A 24,126-nucleotide genomic window follows, 5' to 3' on the forward strand; every position below is an offset into this window, starting at 1 on the left:
TGCTAGTATCCTCTGCGTCCACCGCGCGGCAGATTGTTACTGACCGAGCGCGCCTCATCGATCCGGGACTGCAGCTCACGTCCCGTGTCGGTGGCTGACTGGCGCAGCCCCTGAATGGCGATTTCCGCCTGATGGATGGTTTCGGCGAGCTCTTTGGCTGCGGCGATCATGCCGTCATTGCCTTTGCGCAGCGCGTTCAGGCGCTGATCCAGCCGCCAGCAATAGATTACGGTTAACAGGAGCAGCACTGCCAAAACACCTTCGATGATCATCCCATATCCCATCAGTGTTCCTCCAGCAGCGTGCTTCGGGCGCGATCAGAGATCGGATTTTCGATCCGGACGGCCACTTTCTGGCCGAGGCGCCCGACGCGGCCGTCTGTGAGACTGATGTCACCGCAGCGGATCTGAACCTTGGAATTGGGGGTGGCATTCAGGAACAGCGTGTCGCCGACTTCCAGCTCGAGCAGCTGTTTCAGCGGCAGTCGCATTTCGTCCAGCACAGCCTGAATGTCGAGTTTGGCAGCCCAGAGTTCGCTGGCAAGGTGGCCTTCCCAGATATTGTCGCGACCGAACTTCTCACCCATGAAGTTCTGCAGAAGCATCTTACGGATCGGTTCGAGCGTCGCATAAGGCAGAAGCAGTTCGGCGCGGCCGCCGCGATCTTCCATGTCGATGCGCAGCTTGACCAGAATGGCCGCGTTGGCCGGACGGGCAATCGCCGCAAAGCGCGGGTTGGTCTCAATCCGGTCGAGTTCGAAATCGACATCTGTCAGAGGTGCAAAGGCCTGTTTTGCGTCAGTCAGAATAACTTCGACCAGACGCGTTACCAGCGAGCGTTCAATCGTTGTGTAAGGACGACCTTCAATACGCATGGCGACCGTACCGCGACGACCACCAAGCAGCACGTCCACAATCGAATAGATCAGGTTGGAGTCGACCGTCAGAAGACCGAAGTTATCGAGCTGTTGCGCGCGGAACACTGCCAGAATGGCTGGTAGTGGGATGGAGTTCAGGTAATCGCCAAAGCGAATGGATGTGATGGCGTCGAGAGAGACCTCGACGTTATCTGACGTGAAATTGCGAAGAGATGTCGTGAGCAGACGGACCAGACGGTCGAACACGACCTCCAGCATCGGCAGACGTTCATAAGAGACCATCGCCGAGTTGATGATGGCGCGGATGCCCGACTGGTCATCTTCGTCATCATCATCCAGCGAAAAGCCGAGCAGGCTGTCGATCTCATCCTGGTTGAGAATGCGTTCGGTACCCGGCCCGTTTCCGATGACGGCAGCCGACGTGATATTGGTCCGCGACTCTTCTTCCTCATTGGCAAGAGAAGCTTCCCATTCGGCCGCAAAATCATCACCACCAAAATCATCGTCGTCGCCACCTGCGGTGTCGGCTTCGAGTTCAGCGGCCCATTCTGCGGCCAGTTCTTCGTCGGTCTTATCAGCGTCAGACATGTCTTTTACTGCACAATAAATTCTTCGATCAGAACGGCGTCGACCGCCTGTGGGTAAAGGCTCAGATTCACGCGGCGCAGAAGCTCACGGCGAATGCGATAGTCACCTGAAGATCCGCTGAGGTCATCCACACGCATTTCACGCAGGAACATCTGAAACTGGTCAGAGATACGTGGCAGAACGGAATCAACCTTGTCGAACACAGCCGGATCATTGGCTTCCAGTGTCAGCTTGAGAAGAAGCTGTGAGCGTCGGCCATTGCCATTGCTCACCGTCACCAGAATTTTCGGCATGGTATAGAAAGACGGATTTCCCGGCTCACCGATCTGAATGACAGCGCCATTGCCAGCGCTTTGCTCAGCTTTCTTTACGCCGCCATGGCTGTCAGTTTCACCATGATCATCATCACCGCCGTGCGAATCATCTTCGCCATGGGAATCTTTCGAATCACCATGACCATCATCACTGCCATGCGAATCAGCTTTCGGCGGTTCAGCAGCATCTGCCTTGCCACCACCGAGCAGCATCATGGTTGCGCCACCACCGCCAACAAGCAGCAATAACGCGGGTAATATGATGAATAATACCAGCGTTTTGCCCGCAAGTTTCTTCTTTGCAGGCGCTTCATTTTCGGTTTCAAGCCCGTCTGTCGAAACGTCTTCGACCTCTGGCTCAACATCCGTTTGGTCACTCATTCTTATGTCACCTTGCAAGTTTGACCCGGTAAAATTGACCCATCTTCGTTAAGGAAGCGTGGAGATGGGCAGTTTTTGCCGACAGAAAACACAGTAAACACCGAGTTTCTCAGATCGAACGAAGCGTTAACCTTGGCATGGCTTATGCTTAGGGAAACGCAACTCTGACTTTCACGGTACCTTTATGGATCACGCGCTTCTTGTCGGCCTGAATTTGCAGCGATCCCTGCGCCAGCGGATGGATATCGTTGCGAACAATCTGGCCAATATGAACACCGCGGCGTTCAAGACCGAAGTCGCCATGAACGATCTGGTGATCGAGCGCCCGGCCCGTGCGAATGACATTCCCAATGATGTCCGCTTTACCGATATCAACGCCATGCAGCGCGATATGCGCGCGGGCACGCTGAAACTGACCGGTGGTGACCTTGATGTGGGCCTTGAAGAAGCAAACGCCTTCTTTGCCGTGCGCGTCGGTGAAGATGTGTTCTACACACGTGACGGTCAGTTCAAGCTCGATAACCTCAGCCGGCTTGTCACAAGCGAAGGCGCTTTCGTGCTCGACAATGCGGGCAATGAAATGGTGTTCGACCCGGAAGGCGGTCCACCACAGATTTCCGAAGGCGGCTTTGTCCGTCAGGGCGCGGTCGAAATTGGCCAGCTTGGAATTTACGGTTTTGAAACGCCAGGTGCGCTTGAAAAGACCGGAAACAATCTCTGGACACCAGGAGACCAGGAACCCCTGGACGTTGAAACTCCGAATGTCCGTCAAGGATTTGTTGAACAGTCAAATGTAAATGCTGTCCTTGAAATTACCCGGATGATCGAAATTTCCCGGGCCTACACCTCAGCGAGTAGTCTCGTAAAAGACGCAGACGAACTTCGCAAAAACGCCATTAGCAAACTGGGCAGCGCCCAATAGCTGAACAAGAAAACAGGATAGGCTCATGCGATCTCTCAGCACAGCCGCGACGGGGATGTTGGCTCAACAGCTCAATGTTGAGGTAATCTCGAACAACATTGCGAACATGAACACGACGGGCTTCAAACGCCAGCGTGCCGAGTTTCAGGATCTGCTCTACATGAATGTGGAGCGTATGGGTGTGAACTCGTCTGACGGTGACAATATTGTCCCGACCGGTGTTCAGGTGGGTACGGGTGTCAAAACCGGCGCCGTTTACCGCGTCACCGAACAGGGCAATGTCAGCCAGACGAACAACACCTATGATCTGGCCATTCAGGGTGACGGCTATTTCGTCATTCAGATGCCGGATGGCACAGAATCCTACACACGCGCGGGCAACTTCCAGGTTGGCCCGGACGGGCAGATCGTAACGGATGAAGGCTTTGTGGTTTCCCCCGGCATCGCCGTACCGGAAGAAGCTGTTGATGTGACGATCAGCTCGGTTGGCATGGTTCAGGCACGCCTCGCCGGTCAGGTTGAATATCAGCAACTCGGCCAGATCGACATGGCACGCTTCATCAACCCGGCCGGTCTCGACGCCGTTGGTGACAATCTGTTCCTTGAAAGCCCGGCTTCCGGTGTCGCCAACCTCGCCACGCCTGGTGCGATTGGTTTCGGCACTGTGCTGCAGGGATATCTGGAAAACTCCAACGTCAACGCGGTCAACGAGATCAGCTCTCTGATCCTCGCTCAGCGCGCATACGAAATGAATTCCAAGGTCATTACCACGAGTGACGAAATGCTCGGCGTGACCAGTCAGCTCCGATAGTTAGGTAAGCCGACATGACATTGACGAAACTCATCCGAACCACCGCCCTCGGTCTGGCTGTGTGCTGCGGCGCGCTCACAGCGCCTGCACTTGCCAGCGATATCACCATTCGCGGCGAATGGGTCCGGCTCGGCGATGTTGCGCCTGTGTCAGGTCAGCCCGCCGCCAAGCCGATTGCTGCCTCTCCGCAGCCTGGCCAGCGCATGCCGCTCTCAACTGCCTTTATCGAGGCACAGGCACGCGCTGCCGGATATCCGGTCGATCTGCCGGAAGGAGAGATCTGGGTGAAACGCGAAGCGGCCATCATGCCATCGCAAACCGCGGACACCCCATATCAGACACCAGCGAGCTATCAGACGACAACGCGTAACGCCATGCCATCCGCGCGCGATGGTCTGGTGCCCGTCCTCGCTGAAACCGTCCAGCGCGGCGAGCCGATCACACCGGACATGGTCTCTTTCGAAGCACCCGATGAGCGCCGCCGTATCCGCGGCCTGATCGAGGACCCTTCCCTGCTCTACAACACCGAAGCGACACGCACCCTGCGTGCTGGCCAGTTTCTGGCAGAGCGCGACATCAAACCGGTCTCGGTTGTTCGCAAGGGTGAGCAGGTTCAGCTGGTCTTTCAGACCGGTGCCCTGAAACTCACGGTTGGCGCAAAAGCGCTCAACGATGCCGCCAAAGGCGAACCGGTTCGCGTCATCAATCTTCAATCCAAACGGACAATGGATGCCGTCGCCTACGCCCCTGGCGAAGCGCGCGTCGGTTAACCAAACTCAGAGCAAGTGACCTCATCATGATGAAGAAGATCCAAAGCCTTGTCGGTATGAGTGCCCTGGTATTCAGCCTCGCAGCCTGCTCCACCGTATCGGAGTCCATGGGTTCGCCTGAGCTCACACCGATCCAGAACCCGCAACGCATCACAGGTCTGGTGCCGGTCAGCACGCCGCTTCCGGCCGCCCTGCCGCAGGATCAGTCGCCCAATTCGCTCTGGCGGACAGGCGCTCGCAGCTTTTTCAAGGATCAGCGCGCAAGCACGATCGGTGACATTCTGACTGTCGAAATCGATATCACAGACACGGCATCGCTCAGCAACAGCACGTCGACCAGCCGCACCGGAAACCAAAGCGCGTCCATTGACGGCCTGTTCGGTCTTGAAGCGCCACTTGAGCGCGCTCTGCCAGGTGCGGGCTCTCTTGGAACAGGCCTAGGCGCATCGTCTGACACATCCTCTCAGGGCATTGGCTCAGTAAACCGGCAGGAGAATATCAGCCTGACGGTTGCTGCCGTGATTACAGACGTTCTGCCGAATGGCAATTTCGTGATTGCTGGCAGCCAGGAAGTGAAAGTGAATGCAGAAGTTCGCGAACTGATCGTTTCCGGCATTATCCGCCCGGCTGATATCTCTGCCAACAATACGATCGCGCACACGCAAATGGCTGAAGCACGGATATCATATGGCGGTCGCGGTGACCTCTCTGTCATTCAGCGTCCACGCTATGGGCAACGTGTCGCTGAGCGCATTCTGCCTTTCTGACGGCAAGTAAAGCATCAAATAAAAACGAAATATTACCCGCCTCTCAGAGGCGGGTTTTTACTTTTTCAGAATCATCAACTTCTGAGGCAGAATCCAAAAGCAGAAGAGATCTATTCAGGATAGAATATTTATCAAGGTTAACAGAATTCAGTAAAGTAATCATGTTCGGTAAGGATTTGAAAACTTTATGGTAACCCCCCGTTTTCTTTCTTGAGCTAGTGTCTCTCTGCTGGCGGGCAACGCCGAGCGTTGGGTGTATAAAGCGGCGGTCCTGAGGGATCGCCGCAAATACATTCAGGGGTTTTCTACACGAAAATTGTCACGTTCTGACGGGCCGCAATGACCGGATTTCCGGCTTCATCCCACAGATACATGGCCTGGCTGGAATATCCGTCCGTCGTGTGCTCCGCGACGGATTTGAACAGAAACCAGCGGTCCTTTACCTCAATGTTATCTGCCAGAATTTCCATCGACCATGTCATAGTGCTGATCGGCGCCCATTCTGCGAACATGGTGACACATGCCGGTGGCAGCACGTCTCCCAATGCAAGAAGCGCCGCGGTCTGATCAGACTCAGCGGACCGGTGGTGACGCACCCAGACAAGAAGCTCACCATCGGCCTGTTCGCTCAAGGGCATATGACCGCCTGCGCGCCGGGAGTCGAAATTTGCCGGAAAGCTCGTAATGTTTTCGCGGCTCGGCTCTTTGCCCCAAAGCCAGGGACAGTCAGATGGCGGCGGGACATCCGGCATTTTCAGCGTATCCTGAGCAATGCGGCTTTCCCGGCTCTTGCCATAAGACAGGATGGCACGGGTCCCGATGCCCTGCTCTGTTCGCAGCGTCGCCTCGACAATGGCGGTTGATTTGCCCCGACGCAGAAGCTCGGCGTCGCCTGTGAGGTTTCCGCCCGCAGGCCCGACAAAACAGAATTGCGCAGCTCGTAAGGGCGTCTCGGCGCCAACGATCTGACGCGCGGCCACCTGACAGAGCGCAGCGGACATGCCGCCGTAAAGCGTACGGCCCTGCGACCATTCCTGCGGGGCAACGGCTTTATGGACACCGTTCTGATGATCGGCAAATGAGGCAATCAGTTCGTCAAATGTAATCAAGACCAGCGCCCTCCTGAGCTTTCCTGAGCTTTCCTGAATCCGTAAGCATTCGTAGAGTGCGCTATCGCGAATGTCAGGACTGAAAACGAAAAAACCCGCTTTCGGAAAAGCGGGTTTTCATCAAATTCTTTTACTTTTCAGCGCAGACTAATCGTCGCGAACAGTCCGCTCGTTACGCTCATGCGCTTCCTGTGCTTCCAGGCTGAGCGTTGCAGTTGGACGCGCTTCCAGACGACCGAGCGCAATCGGCTCACCGGTCATTTCGCAATAGCCATATGTGCCATCGTCGATCCGGCGCAGAGCGGCATCGATCTTGGAAATCAGTTTGCGTTGACGGTCACGCGTTCGAAGCTCAAGCGCTTTGTCGCTCTCCGCAGAGGCACGGTCTACGATGTCCGGCAGAGAATTGGTATCTTCCTGCAAATTGCCGATAGTGGTTTTGGAACCGTCGAGAATATCACTCTTCCAGTCCTGAAGTTTCTTCTTGAAGTACGCCAGCTGGCGTTCATTCATGAACTCTTCTTTTGGTGAAGGCTTATAACCTTCAAGGTCGATCGCACTCATACGAGACTCCACTCACGCCACGTGAATTTGGCCCGTCTTATATATGCCTCATCCCAGCTATTCAATGTGTGAATTGATCTAAAAAACACCTTGATTTGAATATACTTTTTTTCAGGCGTTTTTCTCAAGTTTTGCCAGCTCGACTTCTACTCTCAGCTCAATCTGGTCTATCAGCGATTCAAGTTCAGCCGCTCCGCTATCCTCGCGCGTTGATTTTATGTAAGATTTTAACCTTTGAAGTGTGTTTTCCGGATCGCGCCCTTCAAGCAGATCCAGCTTCAGCGAATCGAGTCCATCGAGCATCTGGCGACCACGGCGTTCAGCGCGTTTTTTTCGCTCTGTCGGGTCCTCTGCCCCCTGAAGCGCCATCAATGCTGCAACAGAGTTCACATTTGAAAGCGAGCTTGTCGTCGCAACAGACGTCGTGCTGGCTGCGCCTTTCAACGCATCCGCAAACGCGGCGCCGTCTCCTACAGACGAGGCTTTTCGGCTACCGGAAACAGATGAGGCTGATCTGGATTTGTCGACGCGCATTCCAACTCTCTCCTGAGCCATTTTCACACGAATACAGCCCAGTTTCTGCAAACATTATGTCGTTAACGGTGTGAAAGAGACGTTAACTCTTTCTTCGCTCCGCTCAGCTAATTTTATCGCATGAGTTTCGAAGGTTTGACCAACATGCGATCCACTTTACGAACCGCTATGATGGCAATTGCCGTATTTGCAGGCTGCTTGCAAGCGCCAGGTGCAGACGCGGCCTCGCGCCTGAAAGACATTGTCGATGTCGAAGGCGTCCGGGAGAACCAACTGATCGGTTATGGCCTCGTTGTGGGCCTGAATGGCACGGGCGACTCGCTGAGAAACTCGCCATTTACGCGCCAGAGCCTGGAAGCCATGCTCGAGCGGCTTGGCGTGAATACGCGCGATCAGAATCTCAATACGAAAAACGTTGCGGCCGTTATGGTCACCGCCAATCTGCCTCCCTTTGCGACGTCCGGCTCACGCATTGATGTCAGCGCGTCCAGCATGGGTGATGCCAAATCGCTTTCCGGCGGCATTCTGCTCGTCACCCCGCTTGTTGGCGCAGATGGTCAGGTCTATGCGGTGGCTCAGGGCCCCGTTGCTGCGGGTGGTTTTGCCGCGAACGGCGATAGCGGCACGTCTGTGATCCGCAATGTCCCAACGATTGGCCGCATACCAAACGGCGCGCTCGTGGAAAAGGAAATCGGCTTTGACCTTTCCGGCCAGAAAGAGCTGCGCCTGGCTCTGCGCAACCCAGATTTCACCACGGCTCGCCGGGTTGCCGAAGCCGTGAACGCCTATATCGGCGCCCCGATTGCGACGGCGCTTGATTCTGCGACCGTGCGAATTGTCCGCCCGACCAATTTCAGCATGACCAGCCTGATCACGGAGATTGAGGGCCTGGTGGTCGAACCAGACCAGCCAGCGCGCATCGTCATCGACGAAGCCTCCGGCGTGATTGTGATGGGCGAAGACGTACAGGTCTCAACCGTGGCCATCGCGCAGGGCAATCTGACCATTCAGATTTCAGAACAGCCAGCCGTCAGCCAACCCGCGCCATTCTCTGATGGTGTGACCGCGGTCGTTCCGCAAAGCGGTGTGGAAGTGCTGGAAGATGGCACCGGCCTTGCCGTGCTGAATGGCGGCGTCCCGCTGAAAGATCTGGTCGATGGCCTGAACGCGCTCGGTGTTACACCGCGCGACATGATTTCAATCCTGCAAGCCCTGAAGGCAGCAGGTGCCCTGCAAGCCGATATAGAGGTGATGTGATGGATGAACTGTCAGCCCTCAATCTTCAGCCCATGGGCGATACGCCCAATCTGAAGCTGATCAAGACCGAAGAAGCCGCGCGCAAAGTTGCGGACGAGTTTGAGGCCATGTTCCTCGCTCAGATGCTGGCACCGATGTTTGAGGCGCTGGACACGGACGGCCCGATGGGCGGCGGCGCTGCCGAGCGGGCCTTTCGTCCGATGCTGGTGGATGAATACGCAAAGGAAATGTCACGTCAGGGCGGCGTTGGCATTTCGGATCAGATTTACACGGAAATCCTGCGCATGCAGGGGCTCGGTACGCCCACAGATACCTAGAGGGAGGCAGTTATGAGCATTGCAGCAAAAGACATGGAAGACCGGCTGAACCAGCTGATTGGTCTGACCCGTCGTCTGACCGATCTCATGGTTGCTGAAACCCAGGCTCTGAAGGCCCGCAAGCTCGATGCCTCGTCTGCAGACTGGGAAGAAAAAGAGCGTCTGGCACATACCTATCGCCTGGAAATGACAGATCTGTCGCGCAATCCGGACCAGCTGGTGCCTGTGCCTCGCGACCTGCGCAAATCGCTTTTCGAAGCCACGCGCCGCTTTCAGGAAGTGCTGGCCGAACATGGAACAGCGCTCGCAGCCATGCGTGAAGTCACCGAAGGCCTTGTTGAATCCATTGCTCGCGAAGTGGCCAATGAAACGCATGGTCCGCGCGGCTATGGCGCACGCGGTCAATTGGGCGACGCACGCGCGGCAGGCATTGCCGTGAACGCAAAGGCCTGATTTTTCAGACAAACTGTCTCTACCGCTGACGGAATGAACAAGTTTCGCAGCGCCAGGAAGAAAACACGGACGCACTCTTGCGGTCGTGATGTTTTTGCTCTCTTTTTGCGCGATCTCGCCTCGGGAATAAAAAAATTCATTCCCTCCTCCGTTAAAACCGCTTTAGAAGAGCTTCATGCGTCAGCTGATCCTATTTCGACATGCGAAGACCGAGCCCTTTTCCGAAAGCGGTTCAGACGAAACCCGCAGCCTCACCGAGCGCGGGCATGACGATGCTCAGCTAATGTCTTACGAGATGAAAAATCTGGGTATTGAGCCGACACTTGTTCTGCTCTCGACGGCGCGTCGGACGCGCGAAACCTGGAACCAGCTCAAAACCGCTTATCCGGACGTCCCGTACAAGATTGATGACATGCTCTATCTGGCAGACCCGGAAGAGATCATCGCGGCGATTGAAAAGCAGCCTGACACAGCCTGCGTCGTGGTGATCGGACACAATCCGGGCATGCATGATCTGGCGATGCAGCTGGCGGAAAACGGCGGATCGCGCAATGACGATGCCATGACCCGTCTAAGGATCAAGTTTCCGACGGCCGGCATCGCCGTTTTCGAGGCCAAAGAAGACGACCCGTTCAACGTCTATAATTTTGAACTGACCGAGTTCCTGGTCCCATCAACCATTCGACACTGATCCATCTTCACACTCAGCGTCATAGGCTCCCTGAAAAATATATGTCCGTTCACCAATCGGCGTGCCGATATGCTGATATGGCTTGTTCAGCGGATCATCCCAACTGGAGGCAAACGACTCCATCTGGGTGATGCGTGAGCCCATGTATTTTTTCAGGTGCTCGGCGCTCACCATGCCCCAATATTCATTGGGATCGACGCGGCAGGTTGTGAATTTGCGCGCATCCTCCTCCATCTGATCGGAGATGTCGTCGATATAGCCGATATCAATGCCCTGATCCGCCATATGTGCGCGCATGTGCATAGTGCCACTCGAATGCGTCATGAACCCGAAATTATAGCCCATCTGGGCCTGCAGGGTGGCAATCGTTGATGGCGCTTCGTCGTCCTTCAGCCAGCCATACCAGCGCTTGAAAGGCATCATCACGATGCCATGCACGGCAATATGCGCGGTGTGATGAATGCGGACGGCATCAAGCCCCGGCAGAATGACCATCGCGCAGGCCGACATGCAGGGGCCCGCAATCACCACCGGCTCAGCGCGCCGGTCCAGAATGCCGCTCATGCCACGCGCGGTCGCGACATTCCCGCCCGGACTGGTGATGATGATGCGGCTTGCCGGTCCCAGTTCATTCAGCTTGAGAAACTCTTCGGGAAAGATCGCCGCATTATAGCAAATCACATCGGTATCCGGCAGGAAGTCCACCCCGTCCTGCTCGAAACAGGCCTTCACCAGCGCGTCTGTCTCGGCATCGCCTGCGTCGAATGAAACCTCGGCCATGGCTGGCACGGAGAGCAGACACACACCCGCCATCACAGCCATTAATCGTTGCAGCATGTCGTCACCCCGGAAATTACGCGAAACGCCCGGCGCGCTTCGTTTTCGCCAAGCCTAAGCCAATACCCAGCCAAGTGAAGAGGGCTTTAACAGTCAGATGACAGTTGCGAAAATCAGGTGTATTTGACGCGCTGAAAATGACGACCTTTCCCGCGCTCAGTCCGCACATCCGTCGTGCAGGTCCGCAAGATCTGAACGCGCTTCTGCGCCTTGAAGAAAGCTTTCCGGAAAGCGACCGCGTCACACGGCGCAATCTGCTGCGCCAGTTGCATAGCCCGTCAGTGGATGTGCTTCTGTTCGAAGACAGCGAGGTGCTGGGCGGCCTCGTTCTTCTGTTTCGCAAAGGACTGCGCATCGCCCGGATCTATTCGATTTCGGTTCTGCCGACAGCAACCGGGCGCGGCATTGGTCAGGCGCTTTTGCAGGCGAGTATCCTTGCCGCAGGCGCGCGAAACTGTGACCGGCTCCGGCTGGAAGTACGCGCATCGAATGCACGTGCAATTTCGCTTTACGAACGCTCTGGTTTCTGCGTAATCGGCAAAAAACCATCCTATTATGATGATGGCGAAACCGCCCTCATTCTGGAGCTATCTCTTTGCCAAAGGCAATCGTCCACTCATGAGTGACTGGCTCATTCTCGTCGAGTCGCTGAGCGATATCGGCCAGGCGGAAACGCCGCACAAGGTCATGCGCATTGCAGACTATCTCAGCAATCCAAAACTTTTTTCCGGCCGCCGACCTTATGTGCTGAATCTGGCGCGATCATACGGGTATCAATCGGAAGGCTATTACGCCTCGCTGCTCGCCGAAGCGCGCGGCCACCGCGTCTCGCCAAGCATTCTGACGATGAAGGAGCTCTCACAGAAAGGACTCTATGCGCATGCTCTGCCAGAGCTCAACGCCCGTCTGCGCGACTGTCGGAGTAAAGGCGCACAACACGCGGACAAGATTTTCATCGCCTTTTCCAGATGCCAGACACCCGGATATGAGCGCCTCGCCCGCGAGGTCTCTGACTGGTTTCGAACACCGGCACTGGAAATCGAATTCGATCCGAAACAGCCTGACGAAATCGCCCGCATCCGGACCGTGCCACCGCACAAGCTGAAGGATGAGCGCCGGGCTTTCTTTCTCGATGCGCTGAAGGCCTATACCGCTGGCCGCGTGAAAGCGGAAAAGTCGCGCACACCTGCCAAATGGTCGCTGGCCATTCTGATGGACCCGAAAGAAAAGACCCCACCATCGTCCATGGCGTCCATGAAGCGTTTTGCCAATGTGGCCGACAAGATGGGGATTGAGGTCGAGGTGATCGACCCGAGTGACCTGCCGAGCCTGTCGGAATTTGATGCGCTGTTCATTCGCGCGACCACCAGCATCGACAATTTCACCTATCGCTTTGCCAGACGTGCCGAACAGGAAGGCATGCCGGTGATTGACGATACGACCAGCATGATCCGCTGCACCAACAAGGTCTATCTGAAGGAAATCCTTGAGAATGCGGGCGTGCCGATCCCGCCAACCGAAATCCTCGATGAAAAGACCAACCTGGCAGCGGTTTTCGAACGTCTGGGATCACCTGTCATTCTGAAAACGCCGGACGGTTCCTTCGGTGCGCATATGGTAAAAGCCAACACGCTGGACGAGATGAAAGCCGGCACCGAAAAGATGTTTCGCGAGACGGCGCTGATCATCGCGCAATCCTTTATGCCGACCGCCTTTGACTGGCGCATTGGCGTGCTTGGCGGCGAACCGATCTATGCCTGCCAGTATGAAATGGCACGCGGGCACTGGCAGATCGTCAAGCATGGTGCAGACGGGAAAATGACCGAAGGTGAGCACCTCACCATCGCGATCGAGGATGCGCCAAAAGAGGTGGTCGATGTGGCTGTGAAAGCGGCACGCCTGATCGGAAACGGGCTTTATGGTGTCGATCTGAAAGATACCGGAAACGGCGTCGTCGTGATCGAGATCAACGACAACCCAAGCATGGACTATGACGTCGAAGGCGAGATCCTGAAAGACGAGCTGTGGCGCAAGATCCTGAGCTGGTTTTCAAACCGTCTGGAGCAAAGATTGGGGTTTCAAGCGTAAGCAGACGGCTCGTGTTTCTGCCCTGCATCTGCGGTTTTACATCGTGAATGCCAGCGACAGAATGGATCGCGTCGGCTCAAGCGGTCTGTAAATACACGTCATAATTGTCCCCACATGCCGAATTCAAGCTTGGTTAATGGAAACATATCAAACTAGGCGAAGAAGATCAGGCAAGGGGCTTATGATGCAAGGCATCTCGATTGACGCTTTCTCGTTCGCAGACATTGCAGGCAATTGTCTCGCCTGCGGTTCGGATGCGCTGCAAAGCTGGGACGACACGGTCGAGCACGAGTTGGCAGTCGGCGGTTTCCGGAACAGCAAATGCCTTGGCTGCGGGACCGTTTTCACAAACCCACGCCCGGATCGCAAATCGCTTTCCGGTTTCTATGAAACCTTTGAAGGTCATGATGATCAGGCCTTCGTGAAAGCCTCTCTGCGCTATTACTCTGATCCTGGCCGCCGGGCAGCGCGCCACAAGGATTATCTGGCTCCTCTGCTCGCCCGGAAGCAAAGTGGCCGCCTGCTGGATTTCGGCTGCGGTGCCGGTTGGTTTGCAGCCATGGCGCGCGATGAAGGCTTTGAGGTCGACGGAATCGAACAGATGCCTGCGGCGGTCGAAGCAGCGCAGAAAGAGCTTGGCCTTTCAACGGTTCGACAAGGTGATGAAGACGCCCTGCCCGAAACACCGACCTATGACGTGATTGTCTGCAACAATCTGATCGAACATGTCACCGACCCGCTGGATTTCGCGCGGAAGGTCCGCGCCAGTCTCAAACCGGGCGGTTTGTGGATGGTGAATTTCCCGAGTGCGGACTCCGCCATGTTCAAGTCGTTTGGCGCACATAGCTATTACTTCATGACACCGTATCACCTGACGCATTTCACACGGTCCGGCTTTTCCGCCATGATGGCCCGAGCCGGTTTCCAGAACACGGAATATGATCTTCAGTCGGAAGCGTTCTACTGGATGAAAGGTTTCGTCTCGAAACTCGGGCTGGCCGACGCCTATGCGCGCTGGCGGAATGATCCCGACTTTGTCTCGTTTGACATTGCGCTCGATGGCTTGCTCGCATCGATCAGTCTGGATGGCGATCAGCCTGCCCTGAACGAGATTTGCTTCGCGAAGCTCGGTTAAGCCTCTTCAGTACGAAGACGGCCAATCCGCCTGACTTCCCAGCGCAATTCGACCCCGCTTGTTTCGAGAACCCGCGCGCGGACAAGTTCGCCCAGCGCTTCGAGATCACTGGCGCGAGCATCGCCCGTATTGATTAAGAAATTACAGTGTTTTTCCGAGACCTGCGCCCCGCCGACGCGAAGCCCGCGGCAGCCTGCAGCATCGATCAATTTCCAGGCGGAGCGCTGATTGGGTGTGCCCGGCGGATCCGGATTGGCAAAGGTTGAACCAGACGTTTTGTCACGAATGGGCTGCGTCTCGGCGCGGCGTGCCTGATGGTCTTTGATCTCCGCCAGCAGGGCTTGCGTGTCACCATCCGGTTCACCGCTCAGCAGGACGCCCGTGATCGTCAGGTCAGACGGAAAATCAGTATGGCGGTAAGAGAAACCAACTTGCGGCAGATCATAATCCACGAGCGTGCCCTGAAACACATGGCGCTGACCGTGCCTGTCATAGGCTTCGACCTGATTGAGCACGTCTTTCAGCTCTCGCCCATAACATCCGGCATTGGTCCGGATGGCTCCACCAATCGAGCCGGGAATACCGGACAAGAACGACAGATCTCCAATCCCGAATCTGGCAGCGGATTTGGCCACCGCAATGTCGAGCGCACCGGCTCTTGCATGCAGCGTCGTGCCATTGATCTGCTCGATCTGCCCCCAATGACCACCAGCCAGACGGATCACCACCCCCTCAATGCCGCCATCGCGAATGATGATATTGGAGCCGACACCGAGCGTGGTCACAGGCACATCTTCGGGCAAGGCCTTCAGGAAGGTCGATAGATCGTCTTCATCGGCTGGCAGAAAAAGCAGATCGGCCGGGCCACCGACCCGGAACCATGTGTATGGCGCAAGCGTCGCGTTCTCGATCAGCTTGCCGCGGACCTGAAAATCATCTGCGGAGAGTTTCATACCGGACATGCTCAATCGTTCAATTTCACAGCCAGCGCCGCTGCATGTGCGGTGATGTCACCGGCGCCAAGGCAGACAACCATATCACCTGGCTGCGCAATGGCGCGGATCTCTTCTGGCAGTTTCTCCAGACTTTCAATCGGGCGGGCATGACGGTGGCCGTGTACCAGCAAGGCCTTGGCCAGACTCTCATGATCAGCGCCCTCAATCGGGGCCTCACCAGCTGCGTAAACGGGTGCCAGAATAACCTGATCAGCCTCATTGAAGCAGGTGCAGAAATCTTCGAAATGCGTTGAAAGGCGGGAATAGCGGTGCGGCTGCACCACTGCGATAACGCGCTTTTCGCCCTGCATATCACGTGCTGCCTTGAGCACGGCCGCAATCTCGACCGGGTGATGACCATAATCATCAATAATGCGCACGCCATTCCACTCACCCACATCGCTGAAACGACGCTTAACCCCGCCAAAGCGGGCAAGCGCGCCCCGAATGTTTTCAGCATCTGCTCCGAGCTCCAGCGCCACAGCAATCGCTGCCAGCGCGTTCAGCACATTGTGCTGTCCGGCCATCGGCAACAGCAGATCGGAAATGGTGTGCGAATTGCCAATGCGGGAGCGAATGGCGAGATCGAAATGCGCACCATCGGCATCTGTGCGCAGATTCATCGCACGAATGTCAGCCTGTGGGTTAAAGCCATATGTGATGCGACGACGGTCGGACACGCGCGCGGCCAGCGACATGACTTCCGGGTGATCGGTGCAGAGCACGGCAAAGCCGTAGAACGGGATGTTCTCGACAAAGGTGTCGAACGCCGCGCGCAGCGTTTCCATATCGCCATAGTGATCCATGTGTTCAGGATCGATGTTGGTGACGATTGCGACCGTCGCGCGGAGCTTCGTAAATGTGCCATCGCTTTCATCGGCCTCGACGACCATCCAGTCGCCCTCACCCAGCTTGGCGTTCGAACCATAGGCATTGATGACCCCGCCATTGATGACGGTCGGGTCGACATCTGCGCCATCCAGCAGCGCTGCAATCATCGACGTCGTCGTGGTCTTGCCATGCGTACCGGCAACAGCAACGGTCCATTTCAGACGGATCAGCTCTGCCAGCATATCCGCGCGGCGCACAACCGGAATGGCCATGGCACGTGCGGTATCGACTTCCGGATTGCCACCCTTGATGGCCGAAGAGATCACGACTGCGCCGGCGCCTCTGACATTCTCCGGTCGGTGACCGATATGCACAACGGCGCCGAGTTCGCGCAGGCGTTCCACATTCGGATTTTCGCGAATGTCCGATCCCTGAACCTTGTATCCCAGGTTGATCATGACTTCCGCGATACCGGACATACCGATTCCGCCAATACCGACAAAGTGAACAGGGCCAAGATCAAAAGGGGAAGGTTTCAACATTCAACTTTCTCTGTTTGGAGGGCGTCAGTGTGACCGAAATGCCCCCTCTTAAATCAAATCTATGCGATTGTGCGCGTTTTCTCATAAAGGCCACTGGAAAAAAGAAAGAAATATTGCTGTTTGGCTGCCTTGGGGCAGAAACGTGTTCGCAGCGGGGAAGGCTCCACAAAAAGTTTTCAGTAGGCACAGAAGGAAGTTCAGATGTCGAAATGGTTGAGCGCTCTGCTCGCGACTCTGCTTTTCACCGGCCTGGCATCAGCTCAGGGTATCCAGCAAACTAAAGGCAACTTTCAGGACAAATTTCGACAACTCGAAGAAGTCCTGCCAACGCCAAACGTGTATCGCAACGCTTCCGGCGCACCAGGCTATGCCTATTGGCAGCAGGAAGCTGACTATGTGATCGATGTGGAACTGGACGAGACGGCACGACGCCTCTCGGCAACGGAAACCATCACCTACAAGAACAATTCCCCTGACTCCCTGCGCTTCCTCTGGATGCAGCTAGATCAGAATATTTTCCGCAAGGATTCCATGAAGGAGATGGCGACGGACTTCGGTGGCATTGGCCGTCGTGGTCCTTCGACCTCTGCGCCCGGCAGTGGCGAGCCTGCAAGGCTCAGTCTTGGCGAGCTGCGTCGTCAGCAGTCCATGGATGACAATGCGTATGGCTATGACATTCAGGCCGTGACCGACGCATCTGGTAACCCACTGCCCTACACCATTGTCGGCACGATGATGCGCATCGACCTGCCTCGCGCGCTGAAGCCAGACACAAGCCTCAAATTCACCGTCGATTATGCCTATAACATTGTTGAAGAGGACGCGGTCAGCGCCCGCTCCGGTTATGAGCACTTCCCGGATGATGAGCGTGAAGGTGGCAATGACATCTTCCTCCTCGCGCAATGGTTCCCGCGCATGGTTGTCTATTCCGACTATGAAGGCTGGCATAACAAGGAATTCCTGGGTCGCGGTGAGTTCACGCTGGAATTTGGCGACTATGATGTCTCCATCACCGTACCAAACGACCATATTGTTGCGGCGACAGGCACGCTTTCAAACGCAGGTCAGGTGCTGACGGCTACGCAACGCCAGCGACTGGCGGATGCGCGCGATGCCGAAACGCCGCTCTATGTCGTGACGCCGGAAGAGGCGCTCGCAGCCGAGTCCGGCGATCCATCCGGCATGAAGACATGGCGCTTCAAGGCCGAGAATGTGCGCGATTTTGCCTGGGCGTCTTCGCGCAAATTCATGTGGGATGCGCAAGGCCACCACCAGCCCGGCGCTGAGAATGAAACCGTGATGGCCATGTCCTTCTGGCCAAAGGAAGGCGGCGAGCTCTGGGAGAAATACTCCACGGCTTCCGTCGTTCACACCATGAAGGTCTATTCGCGCTTCTCATTCGATTATCCATATCCGACCGCCCAGTCCGTAAATGGCCCGGTTGGCGGCATGGAATACCCGATGATCACCTTCAACGGGCCGCGCACAGACCTGCAGGATGATGGCACACGCACTTACACCTTCTCTGAGAAGGAATTTCTGATCGGTGTCGTCATTCACGAAATCGGCCACATCTACTTCCCGATGACCGTCAACTCCGATGAGCGTCAGTGGACCTGGATGGATGAAGGTCTGAACAGCTTCCTCGACAGTGTTGCGGGCTATGAATGGGATCCGGACATTCACTGGAACCGGTCGCTGCCGCGTGACCTCATCAGCTATATGACGTCATCCAATCAGGTGCCGATCATGACGCAGTCGGATTCCGTTCTGAACCTCGGACCAAACGCTTATGGCAAGCCATCGGCTGCCTTGCACCTGCTGCGCGACACGATCCTCGGCCGTGAGCTGTTCGACTTCGCGTTCAAGGAATACGCTCAGCGCTGGAAGTTCAAACGCCCGACACCTGCAGACTTCTTCCGTACAATGGAAGAAGCTTCCGGTGTGGACCTCGACTGGTTCTGGCGTGGCTGGTTCTACACAACCGACCATGTCGATATCTCGCTTGATCGCGTCTACAAGCTGCGTCTCGATACGGAAGATCCGGATATCGATTTCGAACGCCGTCGTCAGGAAGATGCCGACAAGCCGCAGAAAATCGGTGTCATGCTGAACGAACAGCAAGGCATTGAGCCATGGGTCGATCGTTTCCCTGAAATCACGGATTTCTACGACGAGAACGATATCTACACGGTGACGAACAAAGAGCGTAACAAGTTCAAATCCTTCCTCGATGACCTGGAAGACTGGGAGCGCACCGCGTTTGAACGCGCTGTTGAGGAAGACAAGAACTATTATGTTCTCGAATTCTCCAATATTGGCGGTCTCGTCATGCCGATCATTCTGGGTCTGGAGTTCACAGATGGCTCAACCGAGCGCGTTTATATTCCAGCCGAGATCTGGCGTCGTAACGCGCACAATGTTCGCAAACTGCTTGTCTATGACAAAGAGAAAGAACTGAAACAGGTCGTTGTCGACCCGAACTGGGAAACCGGTGACGCCGATATCGACAACAATGCCTTCCCGCGTCAGTTCATTGCGTCTCGCGTTGAAGCCTACAAATCGAACCCGTCTTTCAGCTTCAAGCGCCGCGATATCATGCAGGATATCAAGACCGAGCTGGACACAGACGAGGAAGAAGAGACCGCAGAAGGCGACGCCGAAGCGGGCGACGATATCCCGGAAACAGCTGCAGAAGCTGAAATTCCAGCGGTCGAGCCATCAGCAAGTGAATAGGCTTTCGACACATTGAAAGATCAGATGGGGGCGTCTCGATGAGACGCCCCCATTGCTTTTTTGGGCCAGATAGGCAGAACCAGTTCAACAGTATCGCGGGAGGATTACATGCAAGATCTGCTGAAAGTCGAAAAAGACGGCGCCATTGCCATCATGACCATCAACCGTCCGGACCAGTTGAACCCGCTGGGCAAGGCTGGCGATGGTGATGCATTTGCAGAAGTCACTGCAGAACTTGTAGCCGACAAGGACATTCGCTGCGTAGTGCTGACGGGTGCTGGCCGCGCCTTTTCTGCCGGTGGCGACCTGAAAGCCATGCAGGAACGCTCTGGCGCTTTTGGCGGCACACCTGCGCAGGTTCGCGAAGGCTACACCAAGAACATCCACAAGATCGTCAACTCACTCTGGAACTTTGAGCTGCCTGTCGTTGCTGCCGTAAACGGTCCGGCTGTCGGGCTCGGCTGTGATGTCGCCTGTATGGCTGACGTGCGTATCATCTCTGAAAGCGCGCGCTTTGGCATGCCCTTCCTGCGCATCGGTCTGATTCCGGGTGATGGCGGTGCCTGGCTGCTGCCACGTATTGTCGGGTTCTCACGAGCATCCGAGATGGTCTTCACAGGTGACCTTTATGATGCAGACACAGCGGTTGAATGGGGATTTGCATCCCGCAAAGTGGCTGATGATGCTGTGCTTGATTCTGCACTGGAAATGGCCGGCAAGATCGCAGCGCAGCCACCGCGCGCGTTGAAAGCTGCCAAGGCCTTGCTGCGTCAGGGACAATCGGCAACCTATGATCAGATCATGGAGCTTTCAGCTGCCAAGCAGGCGCTCTTGCACCACACTGAAGATCATATGGAAGGCGTCACAGCCCTGCTCGAAAAGCGCAAGCCTGTCTTCAAGGGCGAATAATTTACGCCGACCGGCCGCTTATCCTGTCACTCGAAAGCGATGGCAAGATTGGCGGCCAGGAGTGCCACTCGGTCAATCAGCGCCATGGTGAGGAGATCAGCCTCTCCGGTGACATGGCGCTGGTTCCAGCGCCGCTGAAATGCGCGCACAACGGCTTCCGTGCGATCATCATATGTGCCGGTGTCGTCTATCCCATACCCGATGATCGTCAGGCTTTGCTGCAGGCGGGAGACCATCGGCCCTGTCGCCCCCGGCGAAAGCCCCTCACCTTCCACAGAAGCTGGATCGACGGCATCGGGCCACAGACCAACCCCGGCGTCGGACAAAAGCTGCCAGGGGAAATGCTCGCCCGGATCGTCCTTGCGATCTGGTGCAATATCGGAATGGCCAACCACGCGTGTCTGCGGGATATCATGCCGCTCCAGTATGGCCTGGCACAGCGTGATCACCGCTTCGATCTGTTGTGGCGGATAGGGTGGCAAGCCGCCATCCGGCGTTGGCACATTGTGTCCGCCATTGGCGATCTCGATGCCGATGGAGCGCGAGTTCAGATCCTCATCACCCTGCCAGACAGAGACACCTGCGTGCCAGGCACGCTTGTCCTCGGCGACCAGTTGGAAAATCCGGCCATACTCATCGACCATATAATGTGCCGACACCTGCGCATCTTCATCACACATACGCTTCAACGCACTCTCGGACGTGCCCATCCCGGTATAATGCAGAACGAGCATGTCCAGCGGGAAGCGTCGGTCGTTGAAGTTCGGCGAAGGTGCCTGGATGATCTGCATTAGGAACTGCCCACCATTTTCTTTGCCAGAACAGCAAAGGGCAGTTTCGTGTTAGGGCGCAAGGCAATGATCAGTACGCCAGCCAGAGAAACCACGCCGCCGATCAGGAACTGAACAGTGAATGGCTCGCCAAGCAGCATGACACCGAAAATCACGCCCCAGACCGGCACCATCAGGGTCAGCGGAGAGAGAAGCGAAACATCATATTTGGTGATCAGTACATAGAAGCTGCCATGACCAAAGATCGAGACCCCCAGAACCGCAAAGGCGGTCGCCAGCCATAACAGCCAGCCGCCCTGCGCAAAGGCCATGAACTGACCGCCGAGACCTGCCTCGCCGCCTTCCAGAAAAGCAGACACCACAAACAGGGGCAGGAAGGACATCACGCCCACCCAGGCCTGCATATGGACGCCTGGCATGCGCGTGATCTGCTTCATCAGGATCGATCCGATCGATGCGCAAAAGGCGGAACCAACCACAAAGAGCAGTCCCGTCGACACAGAAAACTCACTCGGATTGACCGAGATAATGATCACACCAAGGAAGGCCATGACGATACCAAGCCCGCGTCGCCATCCCACTTTCTCATTGAGAAACAGGATCGACAGCAGCGTTGTGAACGGAACCGCCAGCTGCCCCACAACGGCAGCCGAGCTGGCACTGGCATTCGCGAGCCCGATAAACAGCAAGCCGAAATGCGCTGATCCGATACACAGGGAGATCAGAAACAGCTTGAACAGATCGCTCGGCCAGCGGCGGAAAAACAGCGGGAACAGAACCAGGGCGATCATGCCAAAGCGCATGCCGGCATAAAAAAGCGGTTCAATATCGGTTGCGATGAACACCCATCGCGACACGATCATATTCATGCCCCAAACCATACAGATCAGGCAGAAAAGTCCGAAATCGCGTATCGCCAAGCTGTGTCTCCCCGTCGGCTCAGGAGCGCCAGCCCCTCCTCGCGATCCGATAGGTGACTTCTTCGCTCAGTGCACGACAATTCTAGCTTTTGTCATGTTTGTCTTTTTTGCGATTTCCGAAAAGCATCCGCGTTTCAAGCGTCTGGCGCAAAGCCCGGTAAAACGCTTCCAGAAATTCCTGGTCAGTTTCGTCCGGCGCTTTGTCCCAGCCGATCCGATTTCGGATCCGCTCAGCGACTGCTTCTCGAATTTCGTGCGTGCTTCTGCGAAGCACCTCTTCCAACACCTGTAATTCGTGTTCGCCATAGGTGGCAAGTTGCCCTTCGGTAAACGGAAAGCGGTTGCTCTGCCCCTTGCCCTTTTGCGAAATGTCGGCGCCCAACTCCAGTTTCGGGTCCTTCACAACCCAGGTACCGGCGACGATGTCACCGGCTCGCAGCTTGTCCTTGTTGAAGAATGGCAAGAGCACGAAAACGCCGAGCCAAAGCACAAGACAGATGGTCATGACCGCCGACAACCCGTCACTACCCGGCCCCGCCATGAGCACATTGAAGGGCAGAAAGACTTCCAGTTCCCGCATCACATTTCGAGCGAAAACCGCATTTGCCGTCAGCTGGCGACCCTCCCGCGCCACCACGCGCAGTTTCATGATCCGCTTGCCGGGCGTTGCAGCGCGACGCCCCATCTCGAAAATAGTGAAATAGAAGGCCCGGAGCACAAAGAAGAAGAGGTACCAGATCGCGCCAGCAACGTTCATCCAGCTCGAATTGCCGCCGCCAACACCCAATATCAGAATTGCGAAACTACCAATGATGAGAGCCAGCAGCATGATCGCGGCATCAATGAACAAGGCGCCTGCCCGCTCGCTGGCATCTGCCAGACGCAGGCGAATGGTTGCGCCTTCCGGTGTGACGACTTCGCGCCACATGCGCGCCTCATGGTTCGACATGCCGGCTGTTGATCGCGATTGCGCCGCTGTGCTGCTCAAGGGGCGCTCCTGCGATTGAAGAGATAGAAATAGCCGAGCCAGAACAGCAGGGTTGTTCCGGCAATCGTATAACGAATGATGTCAGAGTTTATGAGCTGGCGGCCGAAGCCTTCCAGCAGCGCCGCCAGAACCAGCATGACGACCACGCCCATGCCGATCGTGCCTGCCTGTTTTCCAGCCTCTGCCATCGCATCGATCCGCCTGCGATCTCCGGGAAAAGCGAGCGTACCGCCCAGCAGGAAACCGGCAGCGCCCGCGAGGACGATCGCAAACAGCTCTGTCACGCCGTGAATCGCCAGCCAGCCAATCACCTCAAAGCCAAGCCCGCGGCTGACAAACAAGCCGACAAACGCGCCAAGAATAAAGCCATTATAGACGATCAGCAGAACGGTCGGAATGCCGAGCGCAAATCCCAGCGCGAAAGCCAGAAGGCTCACCATCGTGTTGTTCGTAAAGAGAAAGCTCGCGAACACAGAGAGGGAGTCATCGAGTTCATAGTCCTCGGAATAGAGCGTCGCACGCAGCGCCTCGGTGGTCGCGTCCGGATTGCGCGAATCCCCCGCCCCCATCTGGAAGGCATAGAACCAGTCCATGTCATTCATCACGAGCAGGAAGGCAATCAACGCGCCGCCGAACAGACAGAGCGCCGACAAAAGGGTCGCCCAACCGGCCTTGCGGACCGCCATAGGCCAGTCATGCGCAAAGAATTGCTGCACACGACGCCAGAATGTAGTGCGTGGACCATAGATAAAGAGATAAGCCTGCGTGCAGAGCGTCTCCAGATAATCAATCAGATTGCGGTCGAGCGACACTGCCCGCGCCGTAGACAATGACGAGACGGCCGAGCGATACAGCTTTGGCAGTTGCAGAAGTTCATCTGACTCCAGCCCCTTCACGCCGCGACGCTGGATCACACCCAGCAAACGCTCGAGTTCAAGCCATTCGCGTTCACGTTCAGAGCGGAAACGATAGGATTTCAGTTCAGCTTCATAGGACATG

General features: G+C 56.2%; 26 protein-coding genes. 13 read left to right on the top strand and 13 right to left on the bottom strand.

Features of this window, described 5'->3' with window-relative positions; all coding sequences use genetic code 11:
- Positions 1 to 2 precede the first annotated feature (2 nt).
- From ACFQDM_RS01755 to ACFQDM_RS01765, 3 genes are read right to left on the bottom strand one after another with little or no spacing between them, the layout of a single operon-like run.
- Positions 3 to 284: a DUF6468 domain-containing protein gene (locus tag ACFQDM_RS01755; RefSeq protein ID WP_377374659.1), complete on the bottom strand. Its 282-nt coding sequence runs from the start codon at positions 282 to 284 to the stop codon at positions 3 to 5.
- The gene (fliM, locus tag ACFQDM_RS01760; RefSeq protein WP_377374661.1) at positions 284 to 1,465 is read right to left on the bottom strand and encodes a flagellar motor switch protein FliM; all 1,182 of its coding nucleotides are present in this window, start codon (positions 1,463 to 1,465) and stop codon (positions 284 to 286) included. The genes ACFQDM_RS01755 and fliM overlap by 1 nt, the downstream gene beginning before the upstream one ends.
- 5 nt (positions 1,466 to 1,470) lie before the next feature.
- A complete protein-coding gene (locus ACFQDM_RS01765) occupies positions 1,471 to 2,160 on the bottom strand; it encodes a flagellar basal body-associated FliL family protein (RefSeq protein ID WP_377374663.1) in 690 nt (229 codons plus the stop codon).
- 184 nt (positions 2,161 to 2,344) lie between these two features.
- On the opposite strand from ACFQDM_RS01765, the gene ACFQDM_RS01770 reads away from it, so the two are divergent.
- From ACFQDM_RS01770 to flgH, 4 genes are read left to right on the top strand one after another with little or no spacing between them, the layout of a single operon-like run.
- On the top strand, positions 2,345 to 3,082 hold the full coding sequence (locus ACFQDM_RS01770; protein WP_377374666.1) for a flagellar hook basal-body protein: 738 nt from the start codon (positions 2,345 to 2,347) through the stop codon (positions 3,080 to 3,082).
- Positions 3,083 to 3,107: 25 nt separating this feature from the next.
- The gene (gene flgG, locus ACFQDM_RS01775; RefSeq protein WP_377374667.1) at positions 3,108 to 3,893 is read left to right on the top strand and encodes a flagellar basal-body rod protein FlgG; all 786 of its coding nucleotides are present in this window, start codon (positions 3,108 to 3,110) and stop codon (positions 3,891 to 3,893) included.
- 14 nt (positions 3,894 to 3,907) lie between these two features.
- A complete protein-coding gene (gene flgA, locus ACFQDM_RS01780; protein ID WP_377374669.1) occupies positions 3,908 to 4,663 on the top strand; it encodes a flagellar basal body P-ring formation chaperone FlgA in 756 nt (251 codons plus the stop codon).
- Positions 4,664 to 4,692: 29 nt separating this feature from the next.
- Positions 4,693 to 5,430 (top strand): flagellar basal body L-ring protein FlgH, encoded by a 738-nt coding sequence (gene flgH / locus ACFQDM_RS01785; RefSeq protein WP_377375376.1) that lies wholly within the window; start codon positions 4,693 to 4,695, stop codon positions 5,428 to 5,430.
- A 305-nt stretch (positions 5,431 to 5,735) separates the two neighbouring features.
- Here flgH and ACFQDM_RS01790 read toward each other — a convergent pair whose 3' ends face one another.
- The 3 genes from ACFQDM_RS01790 to ACFQDM_RS01800 all read right to left on the bottom strand — a co-directional run bounded on the left by ACFQDM_RS01790 (position 5,736) and on the right by ACFQDM_RS01800 (position 7,637).
- Positions 5,736 to 6,539: a thioesterase family protein gene (locus ACFQDM_RS01790; RefSeq protein WP_377374672.1), complete on the bottom strand. Its 804-nt coding sequence runs from the start codon at positions 6,537 to 6,539 to the stop codon at positions 5,736 to 5,738.
- 147 nt (positions 6,540 to 6,686) lie between these two features.
- Positions 6,687 to 7,103, bottom strand: coding sequence for an RNA polymerase-binding protein DksA (dksA, locus tag ACFQDM_RS01795; RefSeq protein ID WP_377374674.1), 417 nt, complete (start codon positions 7,101 to 7,103; stop codon positions 6,687 to 6,689).
- Positions 7,104 to 7,214: 111 nt separating this feature from the next.
- Positions 7,215 to 7,637: a flagellar assembly protein FliX gene (locus tag ACFQDM_RS01800; RefSeq protein ID WP_377374675.1), complete on the bottom strand. Its 423-nt coding sequence runs from the start codon at positions 7,635 to 7,637 to the stop codon at positions 7,215 to 7,217.
- Between the two features lie 144 nt (positions 7,638 to 7,781).
- Here ACFQDM_RS01800 and ACFQDM_RS01805 point away from each other — a divergent pair, with 144 nt between their 5' ends.
- The 4 genes from ACFQDM_RS01805 to ACFQDM_RS01820 all read left to right on the top strand — a co-directional run bounded on the left by ACFQDM_RS01805 (position 7,782) and on the right by ACFQDM_RS01820 (position 10,355).
- The gene (locus ACFQDM_RS01805; RefSeq protein ID WP_377374676.1) at positions 7,782 to 8,894 is read left to right on the top strand and encodes a flagellar basal body P-ring protein FlgI; all 1,113 of its coding nucleotides are present in this window, start codon (positions 7,782 to 7,784) and stop codon (positions 8,892 to 8,894) included.
- Positions 8,894 to 9,211, top strand: a complete 318-nt coding sequence (locus ACFQDM_RS01810; protein ID WP_377374678.1) for a rod-binding protein — start codon at positions 8,894 to 8,896, stop codon at positions 9,209 to 9,211. Before ACFQDM_RS01805 ends, ACFQDM_RS01810 begins: the two co-directional genes overlap by 1 nt.
- A gap of 12 nt (positions 9,212 to 9,223) precedes the next feature.
- Positions 9,224 to 9,664, top strand: coding sequence for a flagellar basal-body protein FlbY (locus tag ACFQDM_RS01815; protein ID WP_377374680.1), 441 nt, complete (start codon positions 9,224 to 9,226; stop codon positions 9,662 to 9,664).
- 175 nt (positions 9,665 to 9,839) lie between these two features.
- Positions 9,840 to 10,355 (top strand): SixA phosphatase family protein, encoded by a 516-nt coding sequence (locus tag ACFQDM_RS01820; RefSeq protein ID WP_377374682.1) that lies wholly within the window; start codon positions 9,840 to 9,842, stop codon positions 10,353 to 10,355.
- On the opposite strand, the gene ACFQDM_RS01825 is transcribed toward ACFQDM_RS01820, so the two are convergent.
- Entirely contained in the window at positions 10,338 to 11,192 is an 855-nt protein-coding gene (locus ACFQDM_RS01825) for a hypothetical protein (protein ID WP_377374684.1), read from the bottom strand. The two genes, ACFQDM_RS01820 and ACFQDM_RS01825, sit on opposite strands and share 18 nt — an antisense overlap.
- A gap of 137 nt (positions 11,193 to 11,329) precedes the next feature.
- On the opposite strand from ACFQDM_RS01825, the gene ACFQDM_RS01830 reads away from it, so the two are divergent.
- The 3 genes from ACFQDM_RS01830 (at position 11,330) to ACFQDM_RS01840 (ending at position 14,415) form a co-directional block, all read left to right on the top strand.
- Positions 11,330 to 11,818: a GNAT family N-acetyltransferase gene (locus ACFQDM_RS01830; protein ID WP_377374685.1), complete on the top strand. Its 489-nt coding sequence runs from the start codon at positions 11,330 to 11,332 to the stop codon at positions 11,816 to 11,818.
- Positions 11,754 to 13,280, top strand: a complete 1,527-nt coding sequence (locus ACFQDM_RS01835; RefSeq protein WP_377374687.1) for a RimK family protein — start codon at positions 11,754 to 11,756, stop codon at positions 13,278 to 13,280. The genes ACFQDM_RS01830 and ACFQDM_RS01835 overlap by 65 nt, the downstream gene beginning before the upstream one ends.
- Positions 13,281 to 13,464: 184 nt before the next feature.
- The gene (locus ACFQDM_RS01840) at positions 13,465 to 14,415 is read left to right on the top strand and encodes a class I SAM-dependent methyltransferase (protein WP_377374689.1); all 951 of its coding nucleotides are present in this window, start codon (positions 13,465 to 13,467) and stop codon (positions 14,413 to 14,415) included.
- Here ACFQDM_RS01840 and murB read toward each other — a convergent pair.
- Positions 14,412 to 15,368, bottom strand: a complete 957-nt coding sequence (murB, locus tag ACFQDM_RS01845) for a UDP-N-acetylmuramate dehydrogenase (protein WP_377375378.1) — start codon at positions 15,366 to 15,368, stop codon at positions 14,412 to 14,414. The two genes, ACFQDM_RS01840 and murB, sit on opposite strands and share 4 nt — an antisense overlap.
- A gap of 11 nt (positions 15,369 to 15,379) precedes the next feature.
- Positions 15,380 to 16,783, bottom strand: coding sequence for a UDP-N-acetylmuramate--L-alanine ligase (murC, locus tag ACFQDM_RS01850; RefSeq protein ID WP_377374691.1), 1,404 nt, complete (start codon positions 16,781 to 16,783; stop codon positions 15,380 to 15,382).
- 201 nt (positions 16,784 to 16,984) lie between these two features.
- On the opposite strand from murC, the gene ACFQDM_RS01855 reads away from it, so the two are divergent.
- Both ACFQDM_RS01855 and ACFQDM_RS01860 read left to right on the top strand, forming a co-directional pair.
- Positions 16,985 to 19,519, top strand: a complete 2,535-nt coding sequence (locus ACFQDM_RS01855; RefSeq protein WP_377374693.1) for a M1 family metallopeptidase — start codon at positions 16,985 to 16,987, stop codon at positions 19,517 to 19,519.
- A gap of 108 nt (positions 19,520 to 19,627) precedes the next feature.
- Positions 19,628 to 20,428 carry a crotonase/enoyl-CoA hydratase family protein gene (locus ACFQDM_RS01860; protein ID WP_377374695.1) on the top strand — a complete coding sequence of 267 codons (801 nt, stop codon included), beginning with the start codon at positions 19,628 to 19,630 and terminating at the stop codon, positions 20,426 to 20,428.
- Between the two features lie 26 nt (positions 20,429 to 20,454).
- On the opposite strand, the gene ACFQDM_RS01865 is transcribed toward ACFQDM_RS01860, so the two are convergent.
- From ACFQDM_RS01865 to ACFQDM_RS01880, 4 genes are all read right to left on the bottom strand, one after another.
- A complete protein-coding gene (locus ACFQDM_RS01865) occupies positions 20,455 to 21,219 on the bottom strand; it encodes a peptidoglycan recognition protein family protein (protein WP_377374698.1) in 765 nt (254 codons plus the stop codon).
- Positions 21,219 to 22,139, bottom strand: a complete 921-nt coding sequence (locus tag ACFQDM_RS01870) for a DMT family transporter (protein WP_377374699.1) — start codon at positions 22,137 to 22,139, stop codon at positions 21,219 to 21,221. The genes ACFQDM_RS01865 and ACFQDM_RS01870 overlap by 1 nt, the downstream gene beginning before the upstream one ends.
- Before the next feature lie 82 nt (positions 22,140 to 22,221).
- A complete protein-coding gene (locus ACFQDM_RS01875; protein WP_377374701.1) occupies positions 22,222 to 23,127 on the bottom strand; it encodes an RDD family protein in 906 nt (301 codons plus the stop codon).
- Positions 23,124 to 24,125 (bottom strand): stage II sporulation protein M, encoded by a 1,002-nt coding sequence (locus ACFQDM_RS01880; protein ID WP_377374703.1) that lies wholly within the window; start codon positions 24,123 to 24,125, stop codon positions 23,124 to 23,126. Before ACFQDM_RS01880 ends, ACFQDM_RS01875 begins: the two co-directional genes overlap by 4 nt.
- Position 24,126 lies beyond the last annotated feature (1 nt).

It is taken from the genome of Ponticaulis profundi (assembly GCF_042659465.1).
GTDB classification, from domain to species: Bacteria; Pseudomonadota; Alphaproteobacteria; order Caulobacterales; family Hyphomonadaceae; genus Ponticaulis; species Ponticaulis profundi.